The 24,267-nt window shown below is 61.2% G+C and carries 21 protein-coding genes; 4 read left to right on the top strand and 17 right to left on the bottom strand.

The window, feature by feature from the left end; all coding sequences use genetic code 11:
• Window positions 1-79 precede the first annotated feature (79 nt).
• The 4 genes from tauA to xsc (ACQ4W7_RS12910) form a co-directional block, all read right to left on the bottom strand.
• Window positions 80-1,144, bottom strand: coding sequence for a taurine ABC transporter substrate-binding protein (tauA, locus tag ACQ4W7_RS12925; RefSeq protein ID WP_426072361.1), 1,065 nt, complete (start codon window positions 1,142-1,144; stop codon window positions 80-82).
• A gap of 117 nt (window positions 1,145-1,261) precedes the next feature.
• Complete coding sequence (locus ACQ4W7_RS12920; protein ID WP_426072550.1) at window positions 1,262-2,671, bottom strand: NAD(P)/FAD-dependent oxidoreductase; 1,410 nt, start codon at window positions 2,669-2,671, stop codon at window positions 1,262-1,264.
• A gap of 58 nt (window positions 2,672-2,729) precedes the next feature.
• A complete protein-coding gene (locus ACQ4W7_RS12915; protein WP_436530918.1) occupies window positions 2,730-3,149 on the bottom strand; it encodes a nuclear transport factor 2 family protein in 420 nt (139 codons plus the stop codon).
• Window positions 3,150-3,343: 194 nt separating this feature from the next.
• Entirely contained in the window at window positions 3,344-5,149 is a 1,806-nt protein-coding gene (xsc, locus tag ACQ4W7_RS12910; protein WP_436531023.1) for a sulfoacetaldehyde acetyltransferase, read from the bottom strand.
• Between the two features lie 213 nt (window positions 5,150-5,362).
• Here xsc (ACQ4W7_RS12910) and ACQ4W7_RS12905 point away from each other — a divergent pair, with 213 nt between their 5' ends.
• From ACQ4W7_RS12905 to ACQ4W7_RS12895, 3 genes are read left to right on the top strand one after another with little or no spacing between them, the layout of a single operon-like run.
• Window positions 5,363-6,214, top strand: a complete 852-nt coding sequence (locus ACQ4W7_RS12905; protein ID WP_436505154.1) for an IclR family transcriptional regulator — start codon at window positions 5,363-5,365, stop codon at window positions 6,212-6,214.
• A gap of 40 nt (window positions 6,215-6,254) precedes the next feature.
• Complete coding sequence (locus ACQ4W7_RS12900; RefSeq protein WP_436530916.1) at window positions 6,255-7,229, top strand: AAA family ATPase; 975 nt, start codon at window positions 6,255-6,257, stop codon at window positions 7,227-7,229.
• Entirely contained in the window at window positions 7,226-8,959 is a 1,734-nt protein-coding gene (locus ACQ4W7_RS12895) for a cobaltochelatase CobT-related protein (RefSeq protein WP_436530914.1), read from the top strand. The genes ACQ4W7_RS12900 and ACQ4W7_RS12895 overlap by 4 nt, the downstream gene beginning before the upstream one ends.
• Here ACQ4W7_RS12895 and ACQ4W7_RS12890 read toward each other — a convergent pair whose 3' ends face one another.
• The 12 genes from ACQ4W7_RS12890 to ACQ4W7_RS12835 all read right to left on the bottom strand — a co-directional run bounded on the left by ACQ4W7_RS12890 (window position 8,960) and on the right by ACQ4W7_RS12835 (window position 22,197).
• Window positions 8,960-9,652, bottom strand: coding sequence for a choice-of-anchor E domain-containing protein (locus ACQ4W7_RS12890; RefSeq protein WP_436530912.1), 693 nt, complete (start codon window positions 9,650-9,652; stop codon window positions 8,960-8,962).
• Window positions 9,653-9,886: 234 nt separating this feature from the next.
• Window positions 9,887-11,029, bottom strand: a complete 1,143-nt coding sequence (locus ACQ4W7_RS12885; RefSeq protein ID WP_436530910.1) for an AAA family ATPase — start codon at window positions 11,027-11,029, stop codon at window positions 9,887-9,889.
• A complete protein-coding gene (locus tag ACQ4W7_RS12880) occupies window positions 11,026-11,925 on the bottom strand; it encodes an RNA ligase family protein (RefSeq protein WP_436530908.1) in 900 nt (299 codons plus the stop codon). Before ACQ4W7_RS12880 ends, ACQ4W7_RS12885 begins: the two co-directional genes overlap by 4 nt.
• Before the next feature lie 327 nt (window positions 11,926-12,252).
• Window positions 12,253-12,867 (bottom strand): hypothetical protein, encoded by a 615-nt coding sequence (locus tag ACQ4W7_RS12875; protein WP_436530906.1) that lies wholly within the window; start codon window positions 12,865-12,867, stop codon window positions 12,253-12,255.
• On the bottom strand, window positions 12,864-13,643 hold the full coding sequence (locus ACQ4W7_RS12870; RefSeq protein ID WP_436530904.1) for a TSUP family transporter: 780 nt from the start codon (window positions 13,641-13,643) through the stop codon (window positions 12,864-12,866). Before ACQ4W7_RS12870 ends, ACQ4W7_RS12875 begins: the two co-directional genes overlap by 4 nt.
• The gene (gene pta / locus ACQ4W7_RS12865) at window positions 13,633-14,634 is read right to left on the bottom strand and encodes a phosphate acetyltransferase (protein ID WP_436530902.1); all 1,002 of its coding nucleotides are present in this window, start codon (window positions 14,632-14,634) and stop codon (window positions 13,633-13,635) included. The genes ACQ4W7_RS12870 and pta overlap by 11 nt, the downstream gene beginning before the upstream one ends.
• Window positions 14,635-14,740: 106 nt before the next feature.
• Complete coding sequence (gene xsc / locus ACQ4W7_RS12860; RefSeq protein WP_436530900.1) at window positions 14,741-16,570, bottom strand: sulfoacetaldehyde acetyltransferase; 1,830 nt, start codon at window positions 16,568-16,570, stop codon at window positions 14,741-14,743.
• A gap of 226 nt (window positions 16,571-16,796) precedes the next feature.
• Window positions 16,797-17,807 (bottom strand): porin, encoded by a 1,011-nt coding sequence (locus ACQ4W7_RS12855; RefSeq protein ID WP_436530898.1) that lies wholly within the window; start codon window positions 17,805-17,807, stop codon window positions 16,797-16,799.
• A 118-nt stretch (window positions 17,808-17,925) separates the two neighbouring features.
• Window positions 17,926-18,741, bottom strand: a complete 816-nt coding sequence (locus ACQ4W7_RS12850) for a thiazole synthase (protein ID WP_436530896.1) — start codon at window positions 18,739-18,741, stop codon at window positions 17,926-17,928.
• Entirely contained in the window at window positions 18,738-20,042 is a 1,305-nt protein-coding gene (locus tag ACQ4W7_RS12845) for a D-amino acid dehydrogenase (RefSeq protein ID WP_436530894.1), read from the bottom strand. The genes ACQ4W7_RS12850 and ACQ4W7_RS12845 overlap by 4 nt, the downstream gene beginning before the upstream one ends.
• Before the next feature lie 16 nt (window positions 20,043-20,058).
• A complete protein-coding gene (locus ACQ4W7_RS12840) occupies window positions 20,059-21,123 on the bottom strand; it encodes a YeiH family protein (RefSeq protein ID WP_426072376.1) in 1,065 nt (354 codons plus the stop codon).
• A 204-nt stretch (window positions 21,124-21,327) separates the two neighbouring features.
• On the bottom strand, window positions 21,328-22,197 hold the full coding sequence (locus ACQ4W7_RS12835; RefSeq protein WP_426072377.1) for an NAD(P)-dependent oxidoreductase: 870 nt from the start codon (window positions 22,195-22,197) through the stop codon (window positions 21,328-21,330).
• Between the two features lie 260 nt (window positions 22,198-22,457).
• On the opposite strand from ACQ4W7_RS12835, the gene ACQ4W7_RS12830 reads away from it, so the two are divergent.
• On the top strand, window positions 22,458-23,111 hold the full coding sequence (locus ACQ4W7_RS12830) for a PEP-CTERM sorting domain-containing protein (RefSeq protein ID WP_436530891.1): 654 nt from the start codon (window positions 22,458-22,460) through the stop codon (window positions 23,109-23,111).
• Between the two features lie 48 nt (window positions 23,112-23,159).
• On the opposite strand, the gene hisC is transcribed toward ACQ4W7_RS12830, so the two are convergent.
• Window positions 23,160-24,218: a histidinol-phosphate transaminase gene (gene hisC / locus ACQ4W7_RS12825; protein WP_436530889.1), complete on the bottom strand. Its 1,059-nt coding sequence runs from the start codon at window positions 24,216-24,218 to the stop codon at window positions 23,160-23,162.
• Window positions 24,219-24,267 lie beyond the last annotated feature (49 nt).

The raw sequence follows: 24,267 nt of genomic DNA, 5'->3' as shown, positions 1-24,267 counted from the left end.
GATGTCCCCGCATAGGTAGTACTTCAGTTCAACGCATCTGTTCAGTCAGCGCGCCCGTAGGCGCGCCATCGCACAACGTTTACTTCAGCAGGCCAGCGGCCTGTGCATACCTGGGTGTCACATACTTGGCGTAATCGCTTGCCAGGGTGTCGATCTTGCCTTCGCCCTTTAAAAATTGCGCCGTGGCCAGCAAGGCTTGCGCCACGCCGCCCTTCGCGCCGCCACCGAGCCAGGCCGGCGACGCCTGCTCCTGCAAGGAAGGATAGGCGTACAGGGCCACGGAAGCGGCCACGTCCTTGGCGGCCGCACCCGAATGCTTGACGTTGGCTTTCACTTGCGGCGAATCGACGGTCCAGGCCTTGGGATTGGCGCGGTAGTCGGCGTCGGCAGCGGCCATCACCTTGACGAACTTGGCCATAAAGTCCGCGTTCGCTTCGCCCCAGGCGCGCTCGACGGCCATGCCATCAAACGTGGCCTTGCCCTTCTTGCTCAGTTCACCGGAAGTCACCAGCACCTTGCCGTTTTGCTTGAGTTTGCTCAAGGCCGGGTCCCAAACGAAGGCGGCATCGATATCGCCCCGCTCCCAGGCGGCGGCGATCTGGTTCGGCTGCATGTTCAGCAATTTCACTTCCGTGGGCTTGATGCCCCACGTTTCCAGCGCGAACATGGTGTGGAAGTGCGTGGTGGAAACGAAAGGCACGGCGATCTTCTTGCCGCGCAAGTCGGTGGGCTTGGTGATGCCGGCGCCATTGCGGGCCACCATCGCTTCGGCTTCATTGATGTCGTCGATGATCCAGAACAGCTGCAGGTCGACGCCGCGGCTGACGGCCGCCGTCAGGGGGCTGGACCCGATGACGCCGATCTGCACGTCGCCGGACGCCATGCCGGTGGCCACCTTGGCGCCCGAGTCGAACTTGCGCCAGTTGATTTTATAACCGGTGGTTTTCTCGACTTCGCCGCTGGCAATCGCCACCAGGAAGGGACCGTTGATTTCCTGGTAGGCTATGGTCACTTCCTTGCTTTGCGCAAAAGCCGTAGCGCTGAAGGCCAGGGTAACGCCCAGCACCAGGGTGCCGAGGACGGCGCGGCGCATCGTTGAAAAAACCGCGTTTTTGCTCGGGGTTTTGCTCGTAATTGTGTTCATGTCTCACTCCAAGATTTATTGTTATGTGTGAACGTGCGGGCAGTAACATCCTTGCGGATGGCGCCGCTGGCCGGTCTGATGCCAGCTCATGCGGCGACTTGAACTACAGTGCTGCTTTTAGAAAACTTCATCCTTCAAGTGATACCAGCGGTACAGGAAGCGCTGGCCCAGGCGGCGGAACGGCGCGAACGCTTGTGACTCGACCAGTTCCATCATGTTGGGATACGGCAGTTGCGAATTGAAGATCGGCAAGCCCGTGTCGCTGGCCTTGCCGGCGATGCGCTCGGCCATGCGCCGCCCCGCCTGCGCCGAGTACATGACGCCGTTGCCGCCGTAACCGAGTGAATAAAAAATCGATTGCTTGGGGTCCGGTTGCACGATGCGCGGCATCATGTCGTGGCTGACGTCGACCCAGCCCCACCACGAGTAATCGATGGCGATGCCCGTCAGCGCGGGGAACTTGCGGTGCAGATCGTTGATCAAAGACTGTTTGTATTTGTCTTCCGGTGCGTCGGCGCCCGTGATGGCGCTGCGGCTGCCGATCTGCACGCGCTTATCCGGCATCAAGCGGTAGTAGTGGCGCAGGATGCGCGTATCCGTGATCACCTGATGGGTGCGGAAGTTGCACGCCTCGATTTCCGCCGGGGTCAATGGACGCGTGACAAGCGAGTTCGACAAAATCGGCAGCAGGCGGTTCTTCACTTGCGGATGCAGATGGGGCGAGGTGTAGCCGCCCGTGGCCACGGCCACGGATCGGGCACGCACCACGCCGCCCGGCGTTTGCAGATAATGCACGCCGTTGCGCGTTTCCCAGCCCATCACGGGACTCGATGGATGTACCTTGGCGCCCAGCGCGCGCGCCTTGCGCAGGTAGCCGAAAGCCAGCTTGCCCGCATGGATGCCGATGCCTTCCGGCTCGTGCAGCGCGCCGGCCGCTTCCTTGTCATCGACAAATTCGCGCTTGACGGTGTCGGCGTCGAGGATGCGGGCGTCGTACTGGAAGATCTCGCGCATCACCTTGGCTTCTTTTTCCAGCGCAGGCATGGCTTTCGCCTTGTGAGCGATATACAGGTGGCCGCCCGGCTGCGGGTCGCAATCGATGTCGGCCGTGATCTTCTTGAACGTTTCCATCGCGTCGCACACTTCCGCGTGCAGTTTCAGGGCCGTGTCCAGCCCATAGCGGTCTATCCACTGCGAGCGCTTCAGGCGACCCGTCGTGCATTGGGCCTGGCCGCCGTTGCGCGTGCTGCAGCCCCAGCTGACACGGTTCGCTTCCAGCACGGTGGCCTTGATGCCGTGTTCCTGGGCCAGGAAGATGGCGCAGCTCAGGCCAGTGAAGCCGGAACCGATGATGGCCACGTCGACGTCGATGTCATGCGTGATGGGGCCGTCGTCGGCAGGCGGTTCGCCGGCCGTGCCGATCCAGTAGGTGGGCGCGTAGGCATTGCCGTGGCCGGGACGCTGGGCCACCAGAGGATCGAAGGCGGGATCGTAGGGCGTGCGGGCGGCGGTGCTGTTGCTGCCCATTACGCCAGGCGGGGTGTCGACAGGTTTGTTCATGGTCATTCCTGGTGAACGTGCTGGCTTAGGCGGCTTTGTTGGCGGTAGCTACGGGTGGGCGATCCTTGCGGAAGGCATTCTTCACGGCGATCTTGCCGTCGCGGAAAGTGAAGATGTCGACCATGCGCGCTTCGATGCGCGTGCCGTCCGCCTTGGTGCCAGCAAAGGTCGACTCCGTCACGCCGCGCTCGCCGCTGACAAAATGCACGGGGTTGTGCCAGGCGGCATCGGGGAAGGTTTGCCAGGCCAGCTCGAAACCGGCGCGCACGGCGTCGCGGCCAATAAAACTCTTGCCCAGCAAGTCAGGACCGGCCACGGCGTGGAATTCGCAGTCGTCGGCCATGGCGCCCATCAGGGCCTCGATATCGTGGCGGTTCCAGGCATCGCCGTACGCTTGCAGGAAATCAGTAGTAACGGCGTCGGTGTGCGGTACAGGGTGGTTCATGGTTGTCTCCGTAAATCGTTTTTGATACGCTACGTTCCGTTTTTTGTCTTTTATTGAATTTAAGCCTTAAGCATGGCCTTGTCAAATCAAATAATCCAAAAAACGGGACGCCTTGTATTCTTTAATGAAATTATGATGTTTTCGTGACAATCTGTGAGAATTTGGTCACAGCCCACCCTCACAGGCTGGCTGACTTATACGTAGTCTTTGTACTTGTCCAGGTGACGGATCGGTTTGCTCAGCGCATCGCGGCGGAACGGGTCGCCCAGTTCGCGCGTGCACATGATTTCGATGATGGTGGTCTTGCCTTCATTCATCTGCATGGCTATGGCCTTTTTCAGCGCGGGACCCACATCTTCCAGCTTGTCGACCGTGATGCCTTCGGCGCCCATGGCCCGCGCGATTTCCGCGAAGCTCTGGTTGTCGAGTTCACCGGCCACGAAGCGGCGGTTGTAGAAATCCACCTGGTTTTTCTTTTCCGCGCCCCACTGGCGGTTGTGGAACACCACGGCCGTCACGGGAATGTTGTGGCGCACGCAGGTCATCGTTTCCATCAGGCTCATGCCCCAGGCGCCGTCGCCCGCATACGACACGGCAGGACGGTGTGGTGCGGCCACTTTCGCGCCGATGATGGTCGGAAACGCATAGCCGCAGTTGCCAAAGCTCATCGCCGCAAAGAAGCTGCGCGGTTTTTCAAAGCGCAAGTAGCTGTTTGCCACCGAGTTGATGTTGCCGATGTCGGTCGACACCATCACGTCTTCCGGCATGGCTTTTTCCAGCTCGCGCAAGACCTGGCGCGGGTGCAGATAGCTGCCCGGTTCTTTCTTTTGCTCTTCGATCATGTCCAGGCTGAACGCATCTTTTTCATGGGTCCAGTTCGTCAATTCCTCTTCCCACGCGGTCTTTTCCGCTTGCACGGTGGCATAGCGCTCGTCGCGCGTGGCATCGCAATCGAGCGTCTTGCCATCCAGGCGCGCCAGGATGGCTTTCGCGGCTGCCTTGGCGTCGCCGCAGATGCCCACCGAAATCTTTTTCACCAGGCCCAGCATCTTGTTGTCCGCATCGATCTGGATGATCTTGGCGTTTTTCGGCCAGTAATCCATGCCGTGCTGCGGCAAGGTACCGAACGGTCCCAGGCGCGAACCGAGGGCCACGACGACGTCGGCCTGGGCGATCAGTTTCATGGCCGCTTTCGAACCCTGGTAACCGAGCGGGCCGCACCACAGCGGATGGCTGGCGGGGAAGGAGTCGTTATGCAGGTAGCTGTTGACGACGGGCGCGCCGAGGCGCTCGGCCAGCGCCTTGCACTCGTCGATCGCTTCGCCCATGACGACGCCGCCGCCCGAAATGATCACGGGGAACTTGGCTTTCGCCAGCAACTCGGCCGCATCGTTGAGGCTTTGCTCGCCGCCGGCGCCACGGTCCAGGCGGTTCGGTTTGGGGATTTCCGCCTTGATTTCGCCATAGAAATAGTCGCGCGGAATATTCAATTGCGTCGGTCCCATTTCCGACATGGCACGGTCGAAGCAGCGGCCCGTAAATTCGGCCATGCGGGCTGGATGGGTGACGTGGCCTTGATACTTCGTAAATTCTTCGAACATCGGCAACTGGTTCGCTTCCTGGAAGCCGCCCAGGCCCATGCTCATCGTGCCGGTCTCAGGCGTGATGATCACGACCGGGGTATGCGCCCAGTAGGCGGCGGCGATGGCGGTGACGCAATTGCTGATGCCGGGGCCGTTCTGGCCGATGACCACGCCGTGGCGGCCCGAGACGCGGGCATAGCCGTCGGCCATGTGGCCGGCGCCCTGCTCGTGCACGACGGGAATCAAACGGATGCCGGCGGGCGCAAAGATATCCATCGGGTCCATGAAGGCCGAGCCCATGATGCCGAACATGTCGGTCACGCCATTGGCGGCCAGGGTTTCCACGAACGCTTCGGAAGGCGTCATCTTTTGCGGGCCGGTGGGAATGGCCGCTGCGGCGGCTTTTTGCTCGGTCATGTCATTCATGGGTGTCTCCTGGTCTGTGGTGATGAATTGCTGTGAAATTATCAGAAATCGGTATATTTTGTTCCGAAATTTGATATACAATTCAATTTAAGCGTTCGGGAATCAAAAGTCAAACAGATTTTCAAGGAAACGGTACAATTTGAGTTCGAAAATGAAATAAGCTGAAGTAACACTCATCGCTACCCAACCGAGGCCACCATGGACATGATTTCATCCCCAAAACTTGAGCCGGAAAAACTGGAAGGCGACACGCCCACGATGCGTTTGTTTGCCTTGCTGGAAGTGATTGCCGAGAAAGACCAGTTGCTGTCGCTGCAAGCGCTGGTGGAAGAAACGGGCCTGCCCAAGCCCACTTTGCACCGCATGCTGCAACAACTGGAAAGCGTGGGCGTGCTGCAGCGCGAAAGCGATGGCCGCCACTACAGCACAGGCGTGCGCCTGCGCCGCCTGGCGTCGAACCTGCTGATTAACAACACTTTCCATGGTGCCCGCCGCATGGTCTTGCGCCAGCTGGTCGAGGAAGTGGGCGAAAGCTGCAACCTGACGGCCTTCAGCGGCAGCGAAGTGGTGTACCTGGACCGGGTGGAAACGGCGGCCCCGCTGCGCTTCTATCTGCATCCCGGCTCGCGCGTGCCGGCCCACTGCTCGTCGAGCGGCAAGCTGTTCCTGGCGCAAATGACGCCCGTGCAACGGCGCCGCCTGCTGGGCCACATGGAATTGACGCGCTTTACGGACAAGACGGAGACCGACCCCGTCAAGCTGGAACGCGAACTGGAATTGGTGCGCCGCAACGGCTATGCGCTGGACGACGAGGAATTCCTGCCCGGCCTGCTATGCGTCGCCGTGCTGGTGCCGAACCCGAACGGCCGCTCGAACCTGGCCGTGGCGATCCAGGCGCCCATCATCCGTTTGACGCACGACAAGGCTTTACATTTCTTGCCAGCATTGCAGCGCGCCGCACAAGCCCTGGCCGCCATCGAATCGGAAACCATGCCGACGACGGGCGGGGACGACGACGCAGCATTACAAGCCGCGCATTCAGCCGGTAATTCATAACCACCGTGGCGCCCATGCTGCGGTTTCACAGGAGAACAAGGTGCCAGATTCACGCCAACATCCCCCCGCCGCAGCGGCGCAAACCTTGCAGTCCGTGCGCAGCCTGTTCAATATCGACAGTGACCTGCTCGTGCCCGTCTTCACGGAACGCGACGCGCACGTGCCCGACATCGACCCCGCCTACCGCTTCAACCAGGACGTGACCCTGGCGATACTCGCCGGCTTCACACACAACCGCCGCGTGATGGTGCAAGGCTTGCATGGCACGGGCAAGTCCACACATATCGAGCAGGTGGCGGCACGCCTGAACTGGCCTTGCGTGCGCGTCAACCTCGATGGCCACATCAGCCGCCTGGACCTGGTGGGCAAGGACGCCATCGTGCTGCGCGAACAGCAGCAGGTGACGCAATTCCAGGAAGGCATCGTGCCCTGGTCGCTGCAAAGGCCCGTGGCGCTGATCTTCGACGAGTACGACGCGGGCCGCCCCGACGTGATGTTCGTCATCCAGCGCATCCTCGAGCGCGACGGCAAGTTCACCCTGCTCGACCAGAACCGCGTCATCACGCCGCATCCCCATTTTCGTTTGTTCGCCACCTCGAATACGGTGGGCCTCGGTAACTTGAACGGCATGTACCACGGCACGCAAGTGCTGAATCACGCGCAGATCGACCGCTGGAATATCGTTGCTAGCCTGAACTACTTGCCACAGGCGGAAGAAATGGAAATCGTGCTGGCGCGCGTCCCGGCCATGAACGACGAGGCGGGCCGCCAATTGGCGAGCAGCATGGTGGCCGTGGCCAGCCTCACGCGCCACGGCTATGCGGCGGGCGACCTATCTTGTTTGATGTCGCCACGCACCGTCATCACCTGGGCGGAAAATTGCCAGATCTTCCGCGACCCGGCCTTGGCCTTCCGCCTATCCTTCCTCAACAAATGCGACGAGGCCGAGCGGCCCATGGTGGCCGAATACTACCAGCGCTGTTTCAATGAGGAATTGCTGGCGAGCCAGGCATGAGTACGGAAGCGACCGCGCCAGCCCCCTACACGCGCGAGCAGCAGGAAACGGATGAGCTGTGCGCGGGCGCCATCCGCGCGCTGAGTGGGGTTTCCAGCATCCGTTACCGGGGCCGGCGCCTGCACGACGGCCACCGTCCCCTGTCCATCCACGCAGCCCATCTGCAGCCCGATGCAGCGCTGCAAGACTTGCCATCGCTGCGCGGCGCGGCCGACAGCGTGGCCTTGCGTTTGCTGCACACGGACGCGGCCCTGCACAAGTCGCTGTGTCCGGTCGAGCCCGTGGCGCGTCTGGTGTTCGAGCTGCTGGAGCAATTGCGGGTAGAAACGCTTGCGCCTGATCAACATGCCGGTGTGATCAACAACCTGCGCCACCGCTTTACGGCCTGGTCGCACGCGTTTTACGATTCCGGCCTGGCCGAAGGCGCTTCCGGCTTGCTGCTGTACACGGTATTCCAGATGTGCTGGTCGCGCCTGACGGCCAGGCCCGTGCTGGAAAAGACAGAAGATTTCATCGAAGCCACGCGCTGGTCGGTTTCCTCCGCGCTGAGCGGCGACCTGGCGGGTCTGCGCCGCCACCGATTGGCCCAGGCTGCGTTTGCGCGCCACGCGCTGGCCATCGCCCACGCCGTCGATGGCATGCTGAAAGAGGCGCAGGCGGCGCAGGATGACCAGCAAAACGCGGCCGACGACGCGAAAGCCCAGGCAGTCTTCAAGCTGCTGCTCGATTTCGACAGCGACAACGACCATCTGCCCGATGCGGCTCCCTTGGGCGAAAGCCGCGCCTTCAGCGATGGCGATGGTGCCTACCGGACTTACAGCACGGCGTATGACCGCGAAGAAAACGCGGGCGAACTGGTGCGCCGCGCCCTGCTGCTCGAATACCGTGAGCGCATGGATGCGCGCATCGCCAGCCTGGGCATCAACACGGCCCGCCTGGCGCGGCACTTTACGCAACGGCTGGCCGCGCCACAGCGCGATGGCTGGTCGTTCGGCGAGGAAGAAGGCACTATCGACGGGCGCCGCCTGGCGCAGCTGATCAGCTCGCCTTCCGAGCGCAGGCTGTTTCGCAAGGAACAATTCCTGCCCCAGGCCGATTGCCTGGTCACCTTTCTCGTCGATTGCTCCGGTTCCATGAAGACGCATGCGGAATCCGTGGCCGTGCTGCTCGACATTCTGCTGCGCGCGCTGGACCAGGCGGGCATCACCACGGAGTTGCTGGGTTTTACGACGGGCGCCTGGAATGGGGGAAGAGTCAGACGCGACTGGATGCGCGCACGCTCTCCGGCGCAGCCAGGCCGTTTGAACGAACTCGTGCACATGCTCTTCAAGGATGGCGATACCAGCTGGCGCCGCGCGCGGCCCGACATCGCCGCCCTGCTGAAAGCGGACTTGTACCGCGAAGGCGTCGATAGCGAAGCCGTGGATTGGGCCTGCCAGCGCATGCTGGCGCGCCCGGAACGGCGGCGCATCCTGCTCGTCGTGTCTGACGGTTGCCCGATGGATACGGCCACGAATCTGGCCAACGACGAGTTTTACCTGGCGCAACATCTGAAACAAGTGGTGGCGCGCCGCGAAGCGCAGGGCGCCGTGGAAATCTGCGGGCTGGGACTTGGCCTGGACCTGGGCGCCTACTACAGCCGCAGCCTGGCCACCACCCTGCCCGCCTCGCTGAACAATGCGCTATTCAGCGAGATCGCGCAGCTGCTCGCCGGACGCGGGAACCGCTGATCACACCGTAGACTTGCGGCGGCGCGTCATCACGCCGGCCAGCGCCAGGCCTGTCAGCAGCATCACATAGGTTTCCGGTTCCGGCACGGCGCTGATGTATTCATACGTCACTGCCACGCGGCCGGAAGCGGCCGTCTGGAACTGGGTCAGCAAATTACCGGAACCGCTGCCCGTCGAGGAACCGATGGCGTTCAGGCCCAGCTGGATCAAGCCACCACCCTCCGAGGAAAACAGCGCGAAGTCGCTGGCACTGCCGCTTGTGTAGGAGTTGGCGCCCGTGCTCGACCGGGGTCCCGTATTGGCGCCCGAGGTGCCGGCAAAGTCGATGCTGCCATCGAAGGCGCTCAGAGCAAACGTCTGCGTGAACAGCGGGTTGGCCACCAGCAAGGTGGAATTATCGGGACGGTATAAGGTCAGCAGCGACGCCAGGCTCAGGGTCACGTCGGATGCGCTTGCATCGAGGCTTTCCGCTTTGCCAGCGCCCTGTACGGCGCCTTCCAGGTGGAACTTGATCGACGTCAATGTCCCCAGTTTGCTATCGAACTTTCCTAATCCCAAAGTGTCGGTCCAGTTGGTGGCGCCCAGCGCGCGGTCGGCGCTGAAAGTGATGGTCTGGGTGGCCGCCTGAGCGGAAGACGCAGCGCCAATGCCAAGCAAGGCGGCTGCAGCCAGTGCGATGAGAGATTTTTGCATCGGTGACTCCTATTCATTCAATGAGGAAGAGTGGATCACGCAGTGATTCACACAAGAAACGCGAGGGAGGGCCCTCGCGCCACAGCCTGGCCATTCAGCTACCCAAGCAATTCATTGTAATAAATGAAAGAGTCGCAATATACTCAGTTTGTTGCAATTTTTAAAATAAAAATTATTATTTTGATTGCTTATGCGCGCATAAAAAACAGCGAACAAGCCGCTTTCCACAGTACTTCAATCGACACAGTAACGCACGGCATGCGCTTCCATCGGCAAGGGGATTTCCCAGTTCCACAGCATCGCTTGCAGCTTCTTGTTACTGAGCGAGGTATCGCGCTGGCCGTTGCGCCGGAGTAACTCCTTGCGCGGCTGCTCCAGGTACACGAGTTCCACCTGTGCGTGGTATTTGTACAGCAGGTTGAGCGTCTTTTCGCGCATCAGTTTTGACAGATGCGTGGCGTTCCACACGAATGATTCGCCCTTGCGCAACAGTTCGCGCGCCCGCTCTTCCGCGTAGTCGCCCACCTGCCCCTCGTTCTTGCCATGCTTCAAGCCCAAGGCCGTACGCGCATCGTCGAAGGAGACGACGGGCAGGCGCGGATGGTGCTTGTCCACCCACGTATTCTTGCCCGACGCGGGCAAGCCCGACATGACAATCACGTGCGATCCCGGTTCCTGGAACAGGGAGTAATCGGGATGCGCCTCGGCGCCGCGAAAGTATTTCACGCGCGTGTGATCGTCGACAAAAACCCTGCGCTGGCCATAGCAGCCTTCCTCGCGCGCCAGTTCACGGAACAGCTCGATGGCATCGAGTATGCGCTGCGGGTCCGGGCAGATGCGTCCACGGATGTCGGCCTCGGCCAGCATGGCCAGCAGGCGGATATCGACCTGCCACGACAGTTCGCGCACGGTAAATTCGGGCGTGACGCCGCGCCGCGAGGTTTCCAGCGCGAAGAACGGCACCTGGTGCACATTGATCAGGCGGCAGATTTCCTCGCGCGCGGCAAACGGCACGTCGCAATCCCACAAGGCGATGCGCGCATCGAGCGCACCCTTGCGCGAATGGCCGGGCTGGCCGATGGCGCCCGTTGCCGGGTCGATCACCGTGGTGCTGCACTTGGCCACGTCGTGCAGCAGGGCTGCCAGGAACACAATTTCCTGTTCCGCCCGCGTGGCCTGCTGATAGTCGGGCATGGCCAGCAGGGATGCCACCACCATCATCGTATGCGTCCACACATCGCCTTCCGCGTGGTAAACGGGGTTTTGCGGCGTCGTCTTGGCCAGTTCCAGCTGCGGAAAAGCGGCCAGGCAGGCGCTGAAATCGGGCGACTGGCCCACTTGCGGCACCAGTTGTTGCAGGGTTTTCCAGTGCATCATTTTGTACTCCTTGTTGTGTTCCCTGAGCGTGCTGCCAGTTCATCGAGCGACTCGCAGGTATGCAAGCCCAGGCTTTCCCATGTGACCAGCGGCTGCGGCGCGTACAGGTCGACGCCCTCGGCCAGCTGGTTGGGGATCAGGGGCCGCGTGCTGTGGTGCGAACCGCTGTCGAGGATGGTTTGCGTAAAGTCATGCCGCACCAGCTTGTAGCGGGCCAGCACTTGCTCGTCGTCTTCCACTTTCAGGTACAGGCCTTCCGCGTGGTCGGACTTGTCCGTCTGTTGCCAGCACAGGTCCAGCGGCAAGCGTTCGCGCGCCACCACGCCCTCGAATGCGTCGCGCCACAGCCGGGACTTGGCCAGCGAATGGCGCAGCAGCTGCCACAACAGTTTCGGCGACGTGGGCATCAAACCCGCATACAGCACGGGCACGGACAGCACGGGCGAGCCGGCCAACATGGCGTGGCGGCGCGCCGTCGACAAAAACATTTGGCTGCGGCGGCAATACACGTCGAACTCGTTGAAGTAATGGGGCAGGCGGTCGTAAAACACGGAATGCTTGCTGTAAGACCATTCGCCAAACAGCACAAATTGATCTTCCAGCAGATGCAGCAAGGCGTGTTCATGCGCATGCGCCCACGGTTTGAGCAAGTTGAACTGGCGTTCGCTGCCGCCGCCCGCCAGGTAATGGCCGCGCGACTGCAGCAGCACCTCGCCCGCATCGCTGAACGACACGGCGGAGTTGGCGCCATCGATTTTTTCCTCGATGACGACGTACTGGCCGGCCAGCTTCTTCAGGGGCATCTGGTCGGAACCGTCGTCGCCATCCTGCAGGCGCGAGCCTTCCAGGTGCGGCGTACGCGGGTATTTGAATAAGGGTAAAGATTGTAAAAACATAGCGTCCCACGCCGCGTTCACCGGTGCGTGTCCATACAGGGTCAGGGGTGCTGACGACGTATTCGGGCGTGGACGATCGAGACTAGCGTCACGGATGCGTGTGCGGAAAGAGCAGTGCCGCAGCAATCGGGGGCGTCAACGCGCCGAACGATGCTGCAAAGAGCATTTCGTCAGCGTTAGCAGGTGATGGCGAAGTAGCGAGGCACTTTTGACTCCAATAAGGAAGAGGTTCGAGAAAGAACGGGGAATATAAAGGCTTTTTGCATATTTTGCAAGTGGCGCTGAGGGTGTAAATGACCATGTGGAAGAGGCGTCAACGCTGAACGGTCAATCCTGAGAATCAGCCTCGTTTTGGAGCCGATCGGTGACGCCGTTTAGACATGTAATAAGGGGTTGAAACTCCACATCTTGCAACGCGGTACCAAAACTGACCACAGTATCTAACCGCTGGCTTTTGTATCTTGTTGCGAACTGGATGCGTTCGCCGTTAGCCATCCCAAGCAGAATGTCGTAAGTTTTTACGAGGTCCGCTCCAGCTAGAATATAGCCAGGGGTATCAACAGGGATAATCTTCTGTAGCCTGAGAGCGCTTCCTTCAGCTTCTTTTGCAATCCAGAAGTTAATAGGAGCAGGCTGGACAGCAGTCGGCAGCGATTTGTTCACCAACATTTCTTTTGTAGATGTCTGCATCTTCCCAGCTTTGATTAATCCCACATGCATATTTGCGCGGATATTAATGGAAAAATCATAAACCTCCACACTTTGGCCTTGGATATTGAGTACAACGGCATGGATACCACATGTCGAGTAGCCTTTATCATCTCGACCAATTTGAGGCTGGAGCTTGGCGGAAGCCGCCTGCACAACGATTTGTGCCAGCACAGATTGGCTTACCCCTCCAAGTGAGAAGGCGCAAACCATCAGATAAATTATCTTTTTCATAAAATATTGTATATCGGAATGCCGCTTCTGAGCATCAGCGAAATGCCGATGGCGGTCAGCACGGCAAACGCGATGCGGCGCATGCCGCGCTGTGCGATAGGCGGCGGGTAGCGCTTGCCGGCCATCGTGGCCAGCACGCCGACGGGCAAGGCCAACATGCACAGCAGCAAGACTTTCGCGTCCAGCTGGCCCTGGCTGCCCGCCATCAGCGAGCGTCCACCCGCGCTGATGGCAAACAAAAAGATCAGGCTGTAGCGGATGGTGGTCAGGCTCATTTCCTGGCGGTAAAACTGGTACACGAGCGGTGGCCCGGCCAGTGAAAACAGGCCCGAGAACAGGCCGCCGCATACGCCGCTGATGAAAAAGCTGCGTTTATCGGCCGCGCCCGGTCCCGGCGGCGCCTGCAGCAGGATGCTGACGCCGCCATACACGATGGCCGCGCCCAGCAAGAGTTTCAGGACGGGCGCATACGCCTGGTCCAGATATCCCAATAGCAAGACGCCGGCCGCCATGGCTGGTAGCAAGCCGATGCTGGCGGCGCGGATGGCGCGCCAGTCCAGGTGGTGCAAGGCACCCGGCAAGGCCACCAGGCAATTTGCCAGGGACAGCAAGCTGACGAGGGCCGCCAGCGCAGGCACGGGCGCCAGGCCCAGTCCGCTGGCCACGCCCATGACGATCATGCCCAGGCCAAAGCCCGTGACGGTCTGGAAATACGTGCCCGCCGCCACCACGCCCAGCAGCGCCAGCACGGGCAGGCTGAACAACTCAGCGCCCACCCTGGGCCTGCACGGCCGTGACCGCAATGACGTTGTACACATCCATCGCGCTGCAACCGCGCGACAAATCATTGGCCGGCTTGTTCAAGCCTTGCAGCAGTGGGCCGATAGCGACGGCGCCGCCCATGCGCTCGGCCAATTTATAGCCGATATTGCCCGCATCGAGGTTCGGAAACACCAGCACATTCGCGCGGCCGTTGACGACTGAATCCTTGACCTTGCGCTGCGAAATCTCGGCCACGATGGCCGCGTCGAGCTGCACGTCGCCATCGATGGCCAGCAACGGACGCTGGGCCTTGACCCGGTCCGTGGCCGCATGCACCTTGTCGACGGCCGCGTGATGGGCGCTGCCGCTGGTGGAAAACGACAGCATGGCTACCCGGGGTTCTTCCATCAGCAAGGCTTGCGCGCTGTCGGCGGCTGCCATGGCGATGTCGGCCAGCTCGTCCGCTTTCGGATCGACGACGAGGGCGCAGTCGGAAAAAATGAAGCCGCCCTTCAGGCTGTGGAAAGGTTCGCACAGCATCATCAGGAAAAAACTCGACACCAGCTTGAAGGCGGGATCGACGCCGATGATCTGGATGGCGCTGCGCACCACGTCGGCCGTCGTGTGCACGGCCCCCGCCACGCAGCCGTCGGCGTCGCCCAAACGCACCATCAGGTTGGCGTAGCACAAGGGGTCTTGCACGGCGAGCCTGGCCTGCTCCACCGTCATGCCCTTGGCTTGACGCAGCACAAACAATTGCTGGGCGTAATGTTCCGACTCGCTTGACTCTGCCGGGTCGACCAGGCGCACGGCGTCCAGGTCCAGCGCATGTTCGCGCGCCAGCGCCAGGATGACGACCGGCTTGCCGACGATGATGATGTGCGCCAAACCTTCGCTTGCCGCGCGCGCGGCCGCCTGCAGCACGCGCACATCGTCGCCCTCGCACAAGACGATATTTTTCGGCACGGTGCAGGCTTGCGCAATGATGCGGTGCAGGGCTTTCATGACGACTCCAATTCGGTAAAAAAGTGCCGGAACCATGGAAGCATGCAGATGATTCTGGCACATAAAACCCGGCAAGCCGGGGTCATACAAGGATAGCGCTGACTGATTACACGTAGTCTTTGTACTTGTCCAGATGACGCACAGGCTTGCTCAGCGCATCGCGGCGGAACGGGTCGCCCAGCTCGCGCGTGCACATGATTTCGATGATGGTGGTCTTGCCTTCATTCATCTGCATGGCGATGGCTTTTTTCAAGGCCGGCCCCACGTCTTCCAGCTTGTCGACCGTGATGCCTTCGGCGCCCATGGCGCGCGCAATTTCCGCGAAGCTCTGGTTGTCGAGTTCACCGGCCACGAAGCGGCGGTTATAGAAATCGACCTGGTTTTTCTTTTCCGCGCCCCACTGGCGGTTGTGGAACACCACCGCCGTCACGGGAATGTTGTGGCGCACGCAAGTCATCGTTTCCATCAAGCTCATGCCCCAGGCGCCGTCACCCGCATACGACACGGCCGGACGATGCGGTGCGGCAACCTTGGCGCCGATGATGGTCGGAAACGCATAGCCGCAGTTGCCAAAGCTCATCGCCGCAAAGAAGCTGCGCGGTTTTTCAAAGCGCAAGTAGCTGTTTGCCACCGAGTTGATGTTGCCGATGTCGGTCGACACCATCACGTCTTCCGGCATGGCTTTTTCCAGCTCGCGCAAGACCTGGCGCGGGTGCAGATAGCTGCCCGGCTCTTTCTTTTGCTCTTCAATCATGTCCAGGCTGTACGCATCCTTTTCATGCGTCCAGTTCGTCAGCTCCTCTTCCCACGCCGCCTTCTCCGCTTGCACCGTGGCATAGCGCTCGTCGCGCGTGGCGTCGCAATCGAGGTTCTTGCCGTCCAGGCGGGCCAGGATGGCTTTCGCGGCCGCCTTGGCGTCGCCGCAGATGCCCACCGAGATTTTCTTGACCAGGCCCAACATCTTGTTGTCCGCATCGATCTGGATGATCTTGGCGTTTTTCGGCCAGTAATCCATGCCGTGCTGCGGCAAGGTGCCGAACGGTCCCAAACGCGAACCGAGGGCGACGACAACGTCGGCCTGGGCGATCAGTTTCATGGCCGCTTTCGAACCCTGGTAACCGAGCGGGCCGCACCACAGCGGGTGGCTGGCAGGGAAGGAGTCGTTATGCAGGTAGCTGTTGACGACGGGCGCACCGAGGCGCTCGGCCAGCGCCTTGCACTCGTCGATCGCTTCGCCCATGACGACGCCGCCGCCCGAGATGATGACGGGGAACTTGGCTTTCGCCAGCAGTTCCGCCGCATCGTTGAGGCTTTGCTCGCCGCCGGCGCCACGGTCCAGGCGGTTCGGTTTGGGGATTTCCGCCTTGATTTCGCCATAGAAATAGTCGCGCGGGATATTCAATTGCGTCGGTCCCATTTCCGACATGGCGCGGTCAAAGCAGCGCCCCGTGTATTCGGCCATGCGGGCAGGATGGGTGACGTGGCCTTGATATTTCGTAAATTCTTCGAACATCGGCAACTGGTTCGCTTCCTGGAAACCGCCCAGGCCCATGCTCATGGTGCCGGTCTCAGGCGTGATGATCACGACGGGCGTATGCGCCCAGTAGGCGGCGGCGATGGCGGTGACGCAATTGCTGATGCCGGGGCCGTTCTGGCCGATGACCACGCCGTGGCGTCCCGAGACGCGGGCATAGCCGTCAGCCATGTGGCCGGCGCCCTGCTCGTGCACGACGGGGATCAAACGGATGCCGGCGGGCGCAAAGATATCCATCGGGTCCATGAAGGCCGAGCCCATGATGCCGAACATGTCGGTCACGCCATTGGCGGCCAAGGTTTCCACGAACGCTTCGGAAGGCGTCATCTTTTGCGGGCCTACAGAAGCGGGAGGATTCACTGCGGCAGCGGCGGCGGCTTTTTGGTCGGACAAATCGGTCATGGCTCAGTCTCCTTACGGTTTTATAAAAAATCGGTATATTTTGTTCCGATATTTGAAATACGCATTCAATTTAACGGTTGCGAAATGCGCTGTCAATAAAAATTCATGAAAAATCGGACTGTTTCATTCCTGAATCCGGAATCCGTGACTTTGCGCCATTCCTGAAACAACAATGGCGGGCTATCCGCAACAGACAGCCCGCCATCGATACCTCCTGCGCTGCGTCCTAGAACTTCAGGCGCATGCCGGCCGTGAAGGCGCTCGAGTTATGGCCTGGCAAGGGCACGCTGCCGCCGCTCGATGCGTCGCCGACAAAGTTGGTGCCCGCGCCATCGTTGTTGATGCGCCCGTACGAGGTGTACAGATTCGTGCGCTTGGACAAGGCATAGGTGTAGCCGATGGCAAGCTGGCGACCGCCGCGGCGCGCGTTCGTGCGGTCATCCTTGCGGATGTACGACGCCATCACGCTGCCCGCCGCGCCCACGGGGGCCGATACGCCCAGCATGTAGTCGCGGAAATCCGTGCCCGCATCGTCCTTGTCCGTCTCATAGGCGGCGTGCAACTTGGCGGGGCCGAAGTCGTAGGTGCCACCCAGCAAGGTCACTTTTGCCGTGTTCAGCGGCGTGTCCTTGCGCTTGTCGTGCGCCAGGGTCAGCACCAGCGGGCCGTTGGCGTAATCGATGGAAAAATCGATGGTGCGGCCCAGGGTGTTGCTGTCCGGCTTTTCACCGAGGCCAACCATGACGGCAGCCGACAAGCCGTTCACCTTCGGCGTTTCGTACATGATGGAGTTTTTCGTGCGCAAGCTGGCCACGCTCATCAGGTTGATCGAGGCGCCCGTCATGCCGGTCTCGAAGGGGTCGATATTGTCCAGCGCGGTAAACAGCGGATTGTGTTGCAAGCCCAGGTTCACGGCGCCAAACCCGCCGGACAGGCCCACATACGCCTTGCGCCCGAACAGGGCGCCCTGGCGGTTGGCGCCCGTATCGAGGTCGAGGCCATTTTCCAGCAAGAAGTTGGCCTTTAAATTATTGCCCAGGTCTTCTGTGCCCTTGAAGCCGATGCGGCTGCCCGACTGCACGCCGGTGGCCAGCTTGGTGACGGAACCGTCCGCGCCGCCGTGTTCGGACGTCAGGCCCGCGTCGAGCAAGCCGTACACGGTGACGGACGATTGGGCGCTGGCGCTGCCGGCGAAGAAGGAGGCCAGGATGGCTGCCGCTACGAGTGTGTGTTTCATGTCATCTCCAGGTATTGTGGTTTTTATGGGTGCGTTCTTCAAGAAAAAAATCAACAGAAATAAACAGAAATAAACAGAAATAAACAACGGTGCTGCACATTGCTGCAAATGCGGCGGCTCAGGCGATCAGCCCGGCCATCGGCGACGAGGGCGTAGCGCTCATGGCGCTCGCTCTCCGGGGCATGCGTCCGGCCAGGTAAGCCTCGCGTCCGCCCTGCACTGCCAGTTTCATGGCGCGCGCCATGCGTATCGGTTCGCGCGCCGCCGCGATGGCGGTATTCATCAAGATGCCGTCGCAGCCGAGTTCCATGGCGATGGCCGCGTCCGACGCCGTGCCCACGCCGGCATCGACCAGCACGGGCACCGTGGCTTGCTCGATGATCAGCGACAGATTCCACGGATTCAAAATGCCCATGCCCGAGCCGATCAGTGACGCCAGCGGCATGACGGCGATGCAGCCGATCTCTTCCAGCATGCGCGCCTGGATGGGGTCGTCGCTGCAATACACCATCACCTGGAAGCCGTCGCGCACCAGCTCCCCGGCCGCTTTTAACGTTTCCGGCATGTTCGGGAACAAGGTCTTTTCGTCGCCGAGCACTTCCAGCTTGCATAGCTGGTGCCCGCCCAGCAGCTCGCGCGCCAGTTGCAGGGTGTAGACGGCGTCGCGCGCGTTATAGCAGCCGCCCGTGTTGGGCAGAATCGTGTATTTCGACGGCGGGATGAAGTCGAGCAGATTCGGCTCGCCCTTTTCCTGGCCGATATTCACGCGCCGGATGGTGACCGTGACGATCTCGGCGCCGCTTTCCTCGATGGCCAGGCGCGTTTCCTCGAAATCCTTGTACTTGCCCGTGCCCACCAGCAGGCGCGATTGGTAGGTGGTGCCTGCCAGGGTCAGGCCGGTCGGTGCTTGGCTGGGGGTGGTGGCGTCTCTCATCGTGGTGCTCTCCTAAGTTGAACCAAAGCGGCCTCTTGCCGGGAGGATTCGCCGCAAAACGCAAAATCGACGTCGGGTCGCCGCCCCGACACGAAGTCGGCGATTGCCCGGCCCGCGCCGCAGCCCATGGTCCAGCCCAGGGTGCCGTGGCCTGTGTTCAGATAGAGCTGACGGTAGCGCGTGGCGCCGATGTACGGCACGTTCGAGGGGGTCAGCGGACGCAGGCCGGCCCAGTAGACGGGGTCGCTGTAATCGCAGGCGTGGGGAAACAGGGCTTGCACGCGGCGCGTGATGGCGGCGCAGCGCACGGGGTTCAGTTCGCGCGTATAGCCGTTCAACTCGCACGTACCCGCCACGCGCAGGCGCTCGCCCAGGCGTGAAAACACCAGTTTATGGCCATCGTCCGTCAGTGACACGGAAGGCGCGCTGACGGGGTCGACAATCGGATAGGTGGCCGAATACCCCTTGCCCGGATACAGCATCAGGCGGATGCCCAGCGGCTGCAGCAGCGGTGCCGAAAAGCTGCCCATGGCCACCACCACGGCGTCCGCATGCTCCAGGCGGTGACGGCCCTGCGCATCGATGCATTCCACGCCCGTGATGCGTTCTCCATCCGCCAGCAGACGCGACACCGTCGTGCCAAAGCGAAAATCCACGCCGGCTGCGGCGGCGCGCGCGGCCAGCGCCTTGGTAAACAAATGCACGTCGCCCGACTCGTCGCTGGCCGTGAAGTCGCCGCCCACGATGCGGCTGCGCGCGGAGGCCAGGGCTGGCTCGATGCGGATCACTTCGTCGGCGCTGACCGTGTTGCGCGGGCAGCCCAGTTCGCGCAAGAGCGCGCAGCCCGTTTGCGATTGTTCAAATTCCTGCTGGTCCGTATAGAAATGCAAGATGCCCCGCTCCAGGTGGTCGTAGGCTATGCCCGTCTCGCGGCGCAAGGCTTGCAAGCTCTGCCGGCTGTAGTCGGCCAGCGCAACGATCTGACGCATATTGCGCGACACCCTCGACGGCAAACATTCGCGCAGGTAGTGCAGCACCCATTGCCATTGCAGCGGGTCCAGGCGGGGGCGGAACAGCAGCGGCGCGTCGTCCTTGCCCAGCCACGTGAGCACCTTGCGCAGGGTGGCGGGATTCGCCCACGGCTCCGCGTGCGAGACGGAAATCTGCCCGCCGTTAGCAAAGCTGGTTTCCTGCGCGACGCCCGCCTGGCGCTCAAGTACGCGCACATCGTGGCCAGCCTGGCGCAAGTACCAGGCCGATGCCGTGCCGACCACGCCGGCGCCGAGGACAAGGATCTTCATGGCGGACGATGGCGGCTTAACGCGTCAGCAGCACGGCGATGGCGACGAAGGCGGCGATCCACACCGTTTCCATCACCAGCATGATGACGGGACGCCAGCCCAGCGAGGCCAGCGACTGGAACGACGTTTTCACGCCCAGCGCGGCAATGGCGATGACGAGACAGGCGCGCGAGGCATGGTTGATCCAGCCATTCACTTCCTGCGGAATCAGACCCAGGCTATTGGTAATGACGAGCCAGACAAAGCCAATCAGGAAGAAGGGCACCAGCGGCGGCGCGTCGACCTCGCTCTTGCCATCCTTGCGCTTGAACATGATCGACAGGCCCAGCACGACGGGCACGAGGCAAGCGACACGCGTCAGTTTCACGAAGGTGGCCACGTCACCCGTATGGTTGCTCACCAGATAGCCGGCACCCACCACTTGCGCCACGTCATGGATGGTGCCACCGATGAACACGCCCGCCTCGGTGGGGTCAAAGCCCAGCAGCTTGACCAGCAGCGGGTAGACGATCATGGCCAGGGTCGATAGCGACGTCACGCCCACCACCGTCAGCAGGGTGAATTTTTCGTTTTCCTTGGTTTGCGGCAGTACGGCCGAGATGGCCAGTGCGGCCGAGGCGCCGCAGATGGCCACGGAGCCGCCCGACAAAATGCCTTCCGTGAGGGGCCGCTTGAGCCACCTGGCCAGCAGGTAGCCGAAGCCCAAAGTCGCCACCAGGCCGCCGACGACGATCAGCAGGGGCGTCACGCCAACCGAGGCGATCTGGTTGAAGGTAATGCGCGCCCCCAGCAGCGCCACGCCCATGCGCAGCAACACCTTACTGCAAAACTCGATGCCGGGCTTGCAGGTGGGGTCGGACGCAAGGAAGTGGAAGGCCAGGCCGAAGAACAATGCGTACAGCAGTTGCGGACCGCCGTAATTACTGGAGATAAAGGTGGCCGACAGGGCGATTACCAGCGCGATGGCCACGCCGGGCCAGCTGCGCAGCACGGCGCGGGGGCGCCAGATGGCAACGGCGGATGACAAGTAGGGAATGTTCTTGTCGACAACGCGTGTTATCGCTGAGGAGTTGGTTTTCATGCGGGTCCGCTCATAATGTTTTAAAAACTGGGACATTTCATCTCGTTTTTTAATAATACACGATGAGCTAGCGAAGTCCATGCTTTTCCATTAAAATCGAAACCGGATGTTCCGGAAACTGACGTTTTAAGGTTGATACTGGCGTAAACGATAAGCGGCGCGGCCCTCTGCAGGGACGCGCCGCTCAAGTGACGTTGTAAATATCTATTTCTTGCTGAGGCGAGTGATCAGGCTCGACGTGTCATAACGGTTGCCGCCTGCCTGCTGCACTTCGCCATAGAACTGGTCCGTCAAGGTCGTCACGGGCAAATCGCTGCCGTTGCGCTTGGCTTCGGCGAGGCAGATGCCCAGGTCCTTGCGCATCAGATCGACGGCGAAACCGAAGTCGAACTTGCGCGCTATCATGGTCTTGCCCCGGTTTTCCAGCTGCCACGACTGCGCCGCGCCCTTGGAAATCACGTCGACCACCAGGGCCGCGTCCAGGCCCGCGTTTTCCGCAAAGGCAATGCCTTCGCTGAGCGCTTGCACCAGGCCCGCGATGCAGATCTGGTTGACCATTTTCGTCAGCTGGCCCGAACCGGACGCGCCCATGTAGGTGACGGCGCGCGCGAACAGGGCGATGACAGGTTCGGCGCGTGCATAAGCTTCCGCATCGCCGCCCACCATCACCGTCAGCTTGCCGTTTTCCGCGCCCGCCTGGCCGCCGGACACGGGCGCGTCAAGGAAGAATACGCCCTGCTCTTGCGCCGCTGCGTGGATGGTGCGCGCCGCTTCGGCGGAAGCTGTCGTATGGTCGATCAGGATGCTGCCCGGTGCCATGGCGGACAGCAAGCCGCCCTCTTCCAGGATGACTTGATACAGGTCGTTATCGTTGCCGATGCAGGTGAAGACGAACTCGGCGCCCGCAGCCGCGGCGGCTGGCGTGGCGGCGCTGCTGCCCTTGTATTGTTCCAGCCAGGCAGCCGCGCGGGCCGGGTTGCGGTTGTACACGGTGACGTCGTGCCCGCCCGCCGCCAGGTGACCTGCCATGGGGAAACCCATGACGCCCAAACCGATGAATGCCACTTTTGCCATATTGTCCGTCCTGTCGATGAATGAATCCAATTATTGTTGCACAAATGGCCCATGGTGGCGGCATGGCGCTGCCCTGGGCGACGTTTGGCGCACAAGGAGTGGCGATTGGGAAACATCCGCATTTCAACTATACATGACAGAAATTATCATAAAGAACTTTATATTGCATTTTTTTCTAGTTAATATTATATTCAATTGGCATTATAAATAAGTAAACTTTTTGCCACATCCTTTTCCCAACCCTTGTTAAGGAGTCGATCTTGCAAACTACTTTCTCCCGCCTGAAAATCATCAGCGCCGCCGCCCTGCTGCTCGCCGCCAGCGCCGCACACGCAGACATCACGCTCTTTACGAGCCAGTCCGCCTATCTGGCAGCGGCCGGTAATACGGGCGTCGATACCTTTGATGATTTGCCCATCGACGCGCTCGACGGCCCGCTGAACCGTAACGCCGGCAGCTACGCCTACACGGTGAGCAGCGTTGGTACCTCGCCCATCCTGTATGGCGCCGGCACGGGCAGCGACAACTGGCTGAGTACGAACAACCGCAACGACAGCGTGGTGTTCTCCAACTTTTCCAGTGTCGTACGCGGGGTGGGGGGCTTCTTCTTCGGCTCGAACTTTGCTGGTGAATATGCCGACGGCCAGACCATCACCTTGACAGCGCGCAATGCACTGGGTGAACTGCTCACCTACGAACTGGCTCTGCCGACGCAGGCATCATTTATCGGCTTCCTGTCGACGGGCGCTTTCTCCGACCTGTCCGTCAGCACCGCCGGACAGATCGGTATCTGGCCCACCATCAATAACCTGTCCGTGTCGGCCGTACCGGAGCCAGCCACTTATGGCATGCTGTTGGGCGGCCTGGGCTTGCTCGGCTTCATGTCGCGCCGCCGCCGGGCCAGCCCGCAGTAAACAAACTGGCGCCTGGTACGGCTGCCGCCAGTCGTACCAGGCTTTCCATCACGACAATATCTCGCGCAATGCGGCCATCAAGGCTGCACACTCGGCCGGGTTGCCTATGCTGATGCGCAAATACTGGCTGATGCGCGGCACATTAAAATGGCGCACGATCACGGAACGGGCGCGCAAGCCGGCCGCCAGTTGCGCCGCGTCATGCTGCGGGTGGCGGGCGAAGATAAAATTGGCCACCGAGGGCAGCACCTCGAAGCCCAGCGCCGTCAAATCCGCCGTCAGCTGTTCGCGGCTGGCGATGACGGCCTGGCGCGTCTGCTGGAAATACGCTTCGTCGTGCAGCGAGGCAACGGCGCCGGCCAGCGCCAGCCGGTCCAGCGGATAGGAATTGAAACTGTTCTTCACTCTTTCCAGCGCCTCGATCAAGTCTGCATGCCCGAAGGCGCAACCCACGCGCAAGCCCGCCAGCGAGCGCGATTTCGAGAACGTCTGCACCACCAGCAAGTTCGGATAACGGTCGACCAGGGCCACGGCACTTTCCCCGCCGAAATCCACATACGCTTCATCGACCACCACCACGGCGTCTGGATGGTCGCGCAGCAGGGTTTCCACGCCGGCCAGCGGCAAGTTCACGCCTGTCGGCGCATTGGGATTCGGGAAGATGATGGCGCCGCATGGCCCCTGGTAGTCTTGCGGACGGATGCGCATGGACTCGTCGAGGGGCACGGTACGGTAATCGATGCCATACAGCTTGCAATACACGGGATAAAAGCTGTAGCTGATGTCGGGGAACAGCAGCGGCGCATCGTGCTTGAGCAAGGCCATGAAGGCCAGCGCCAGCACTTCGTCGGAACCATTGCCGACGAACACTTGCGCGCTGTTCAAACCGTGGTAGTCGGCCAGGGTTTGCTTGAGTTCGCTGGCCGAAGGATCAGGGTAGAGGCGCAGGCTGTCGTTGGCTGCTTCGTGCAGCGCGGCCAGGACGTGCGGCGACGGGCCGTAGGGATTTTCGTTGGTGTTGAGTTTGACCAGGTCGGGCAGTTTGGGCTGCTCGCCGGGGATGTAGGGGGTCAGCTCGCTGACGATGTTGCTCCAGAATCGGCTCATTGCTTTGCTCATTACTTTGGTATGGGGGCAGGATAGTGATCGGGTAGAT

The sequence above is a fragment of the Janthinobacterium algoris genome (assembly GCF_051380935.1).
Lineage (GTDB): Bacteria > Pseudomonadota > Gammaproteobacteria > Burkholderiales > Burkholderiaceae_D > Janthinobacterium.
Note: the sequence above shows the minus strand (reverse complement) of the source record. Positions and strands in the feature narration are given on the sequence as shown.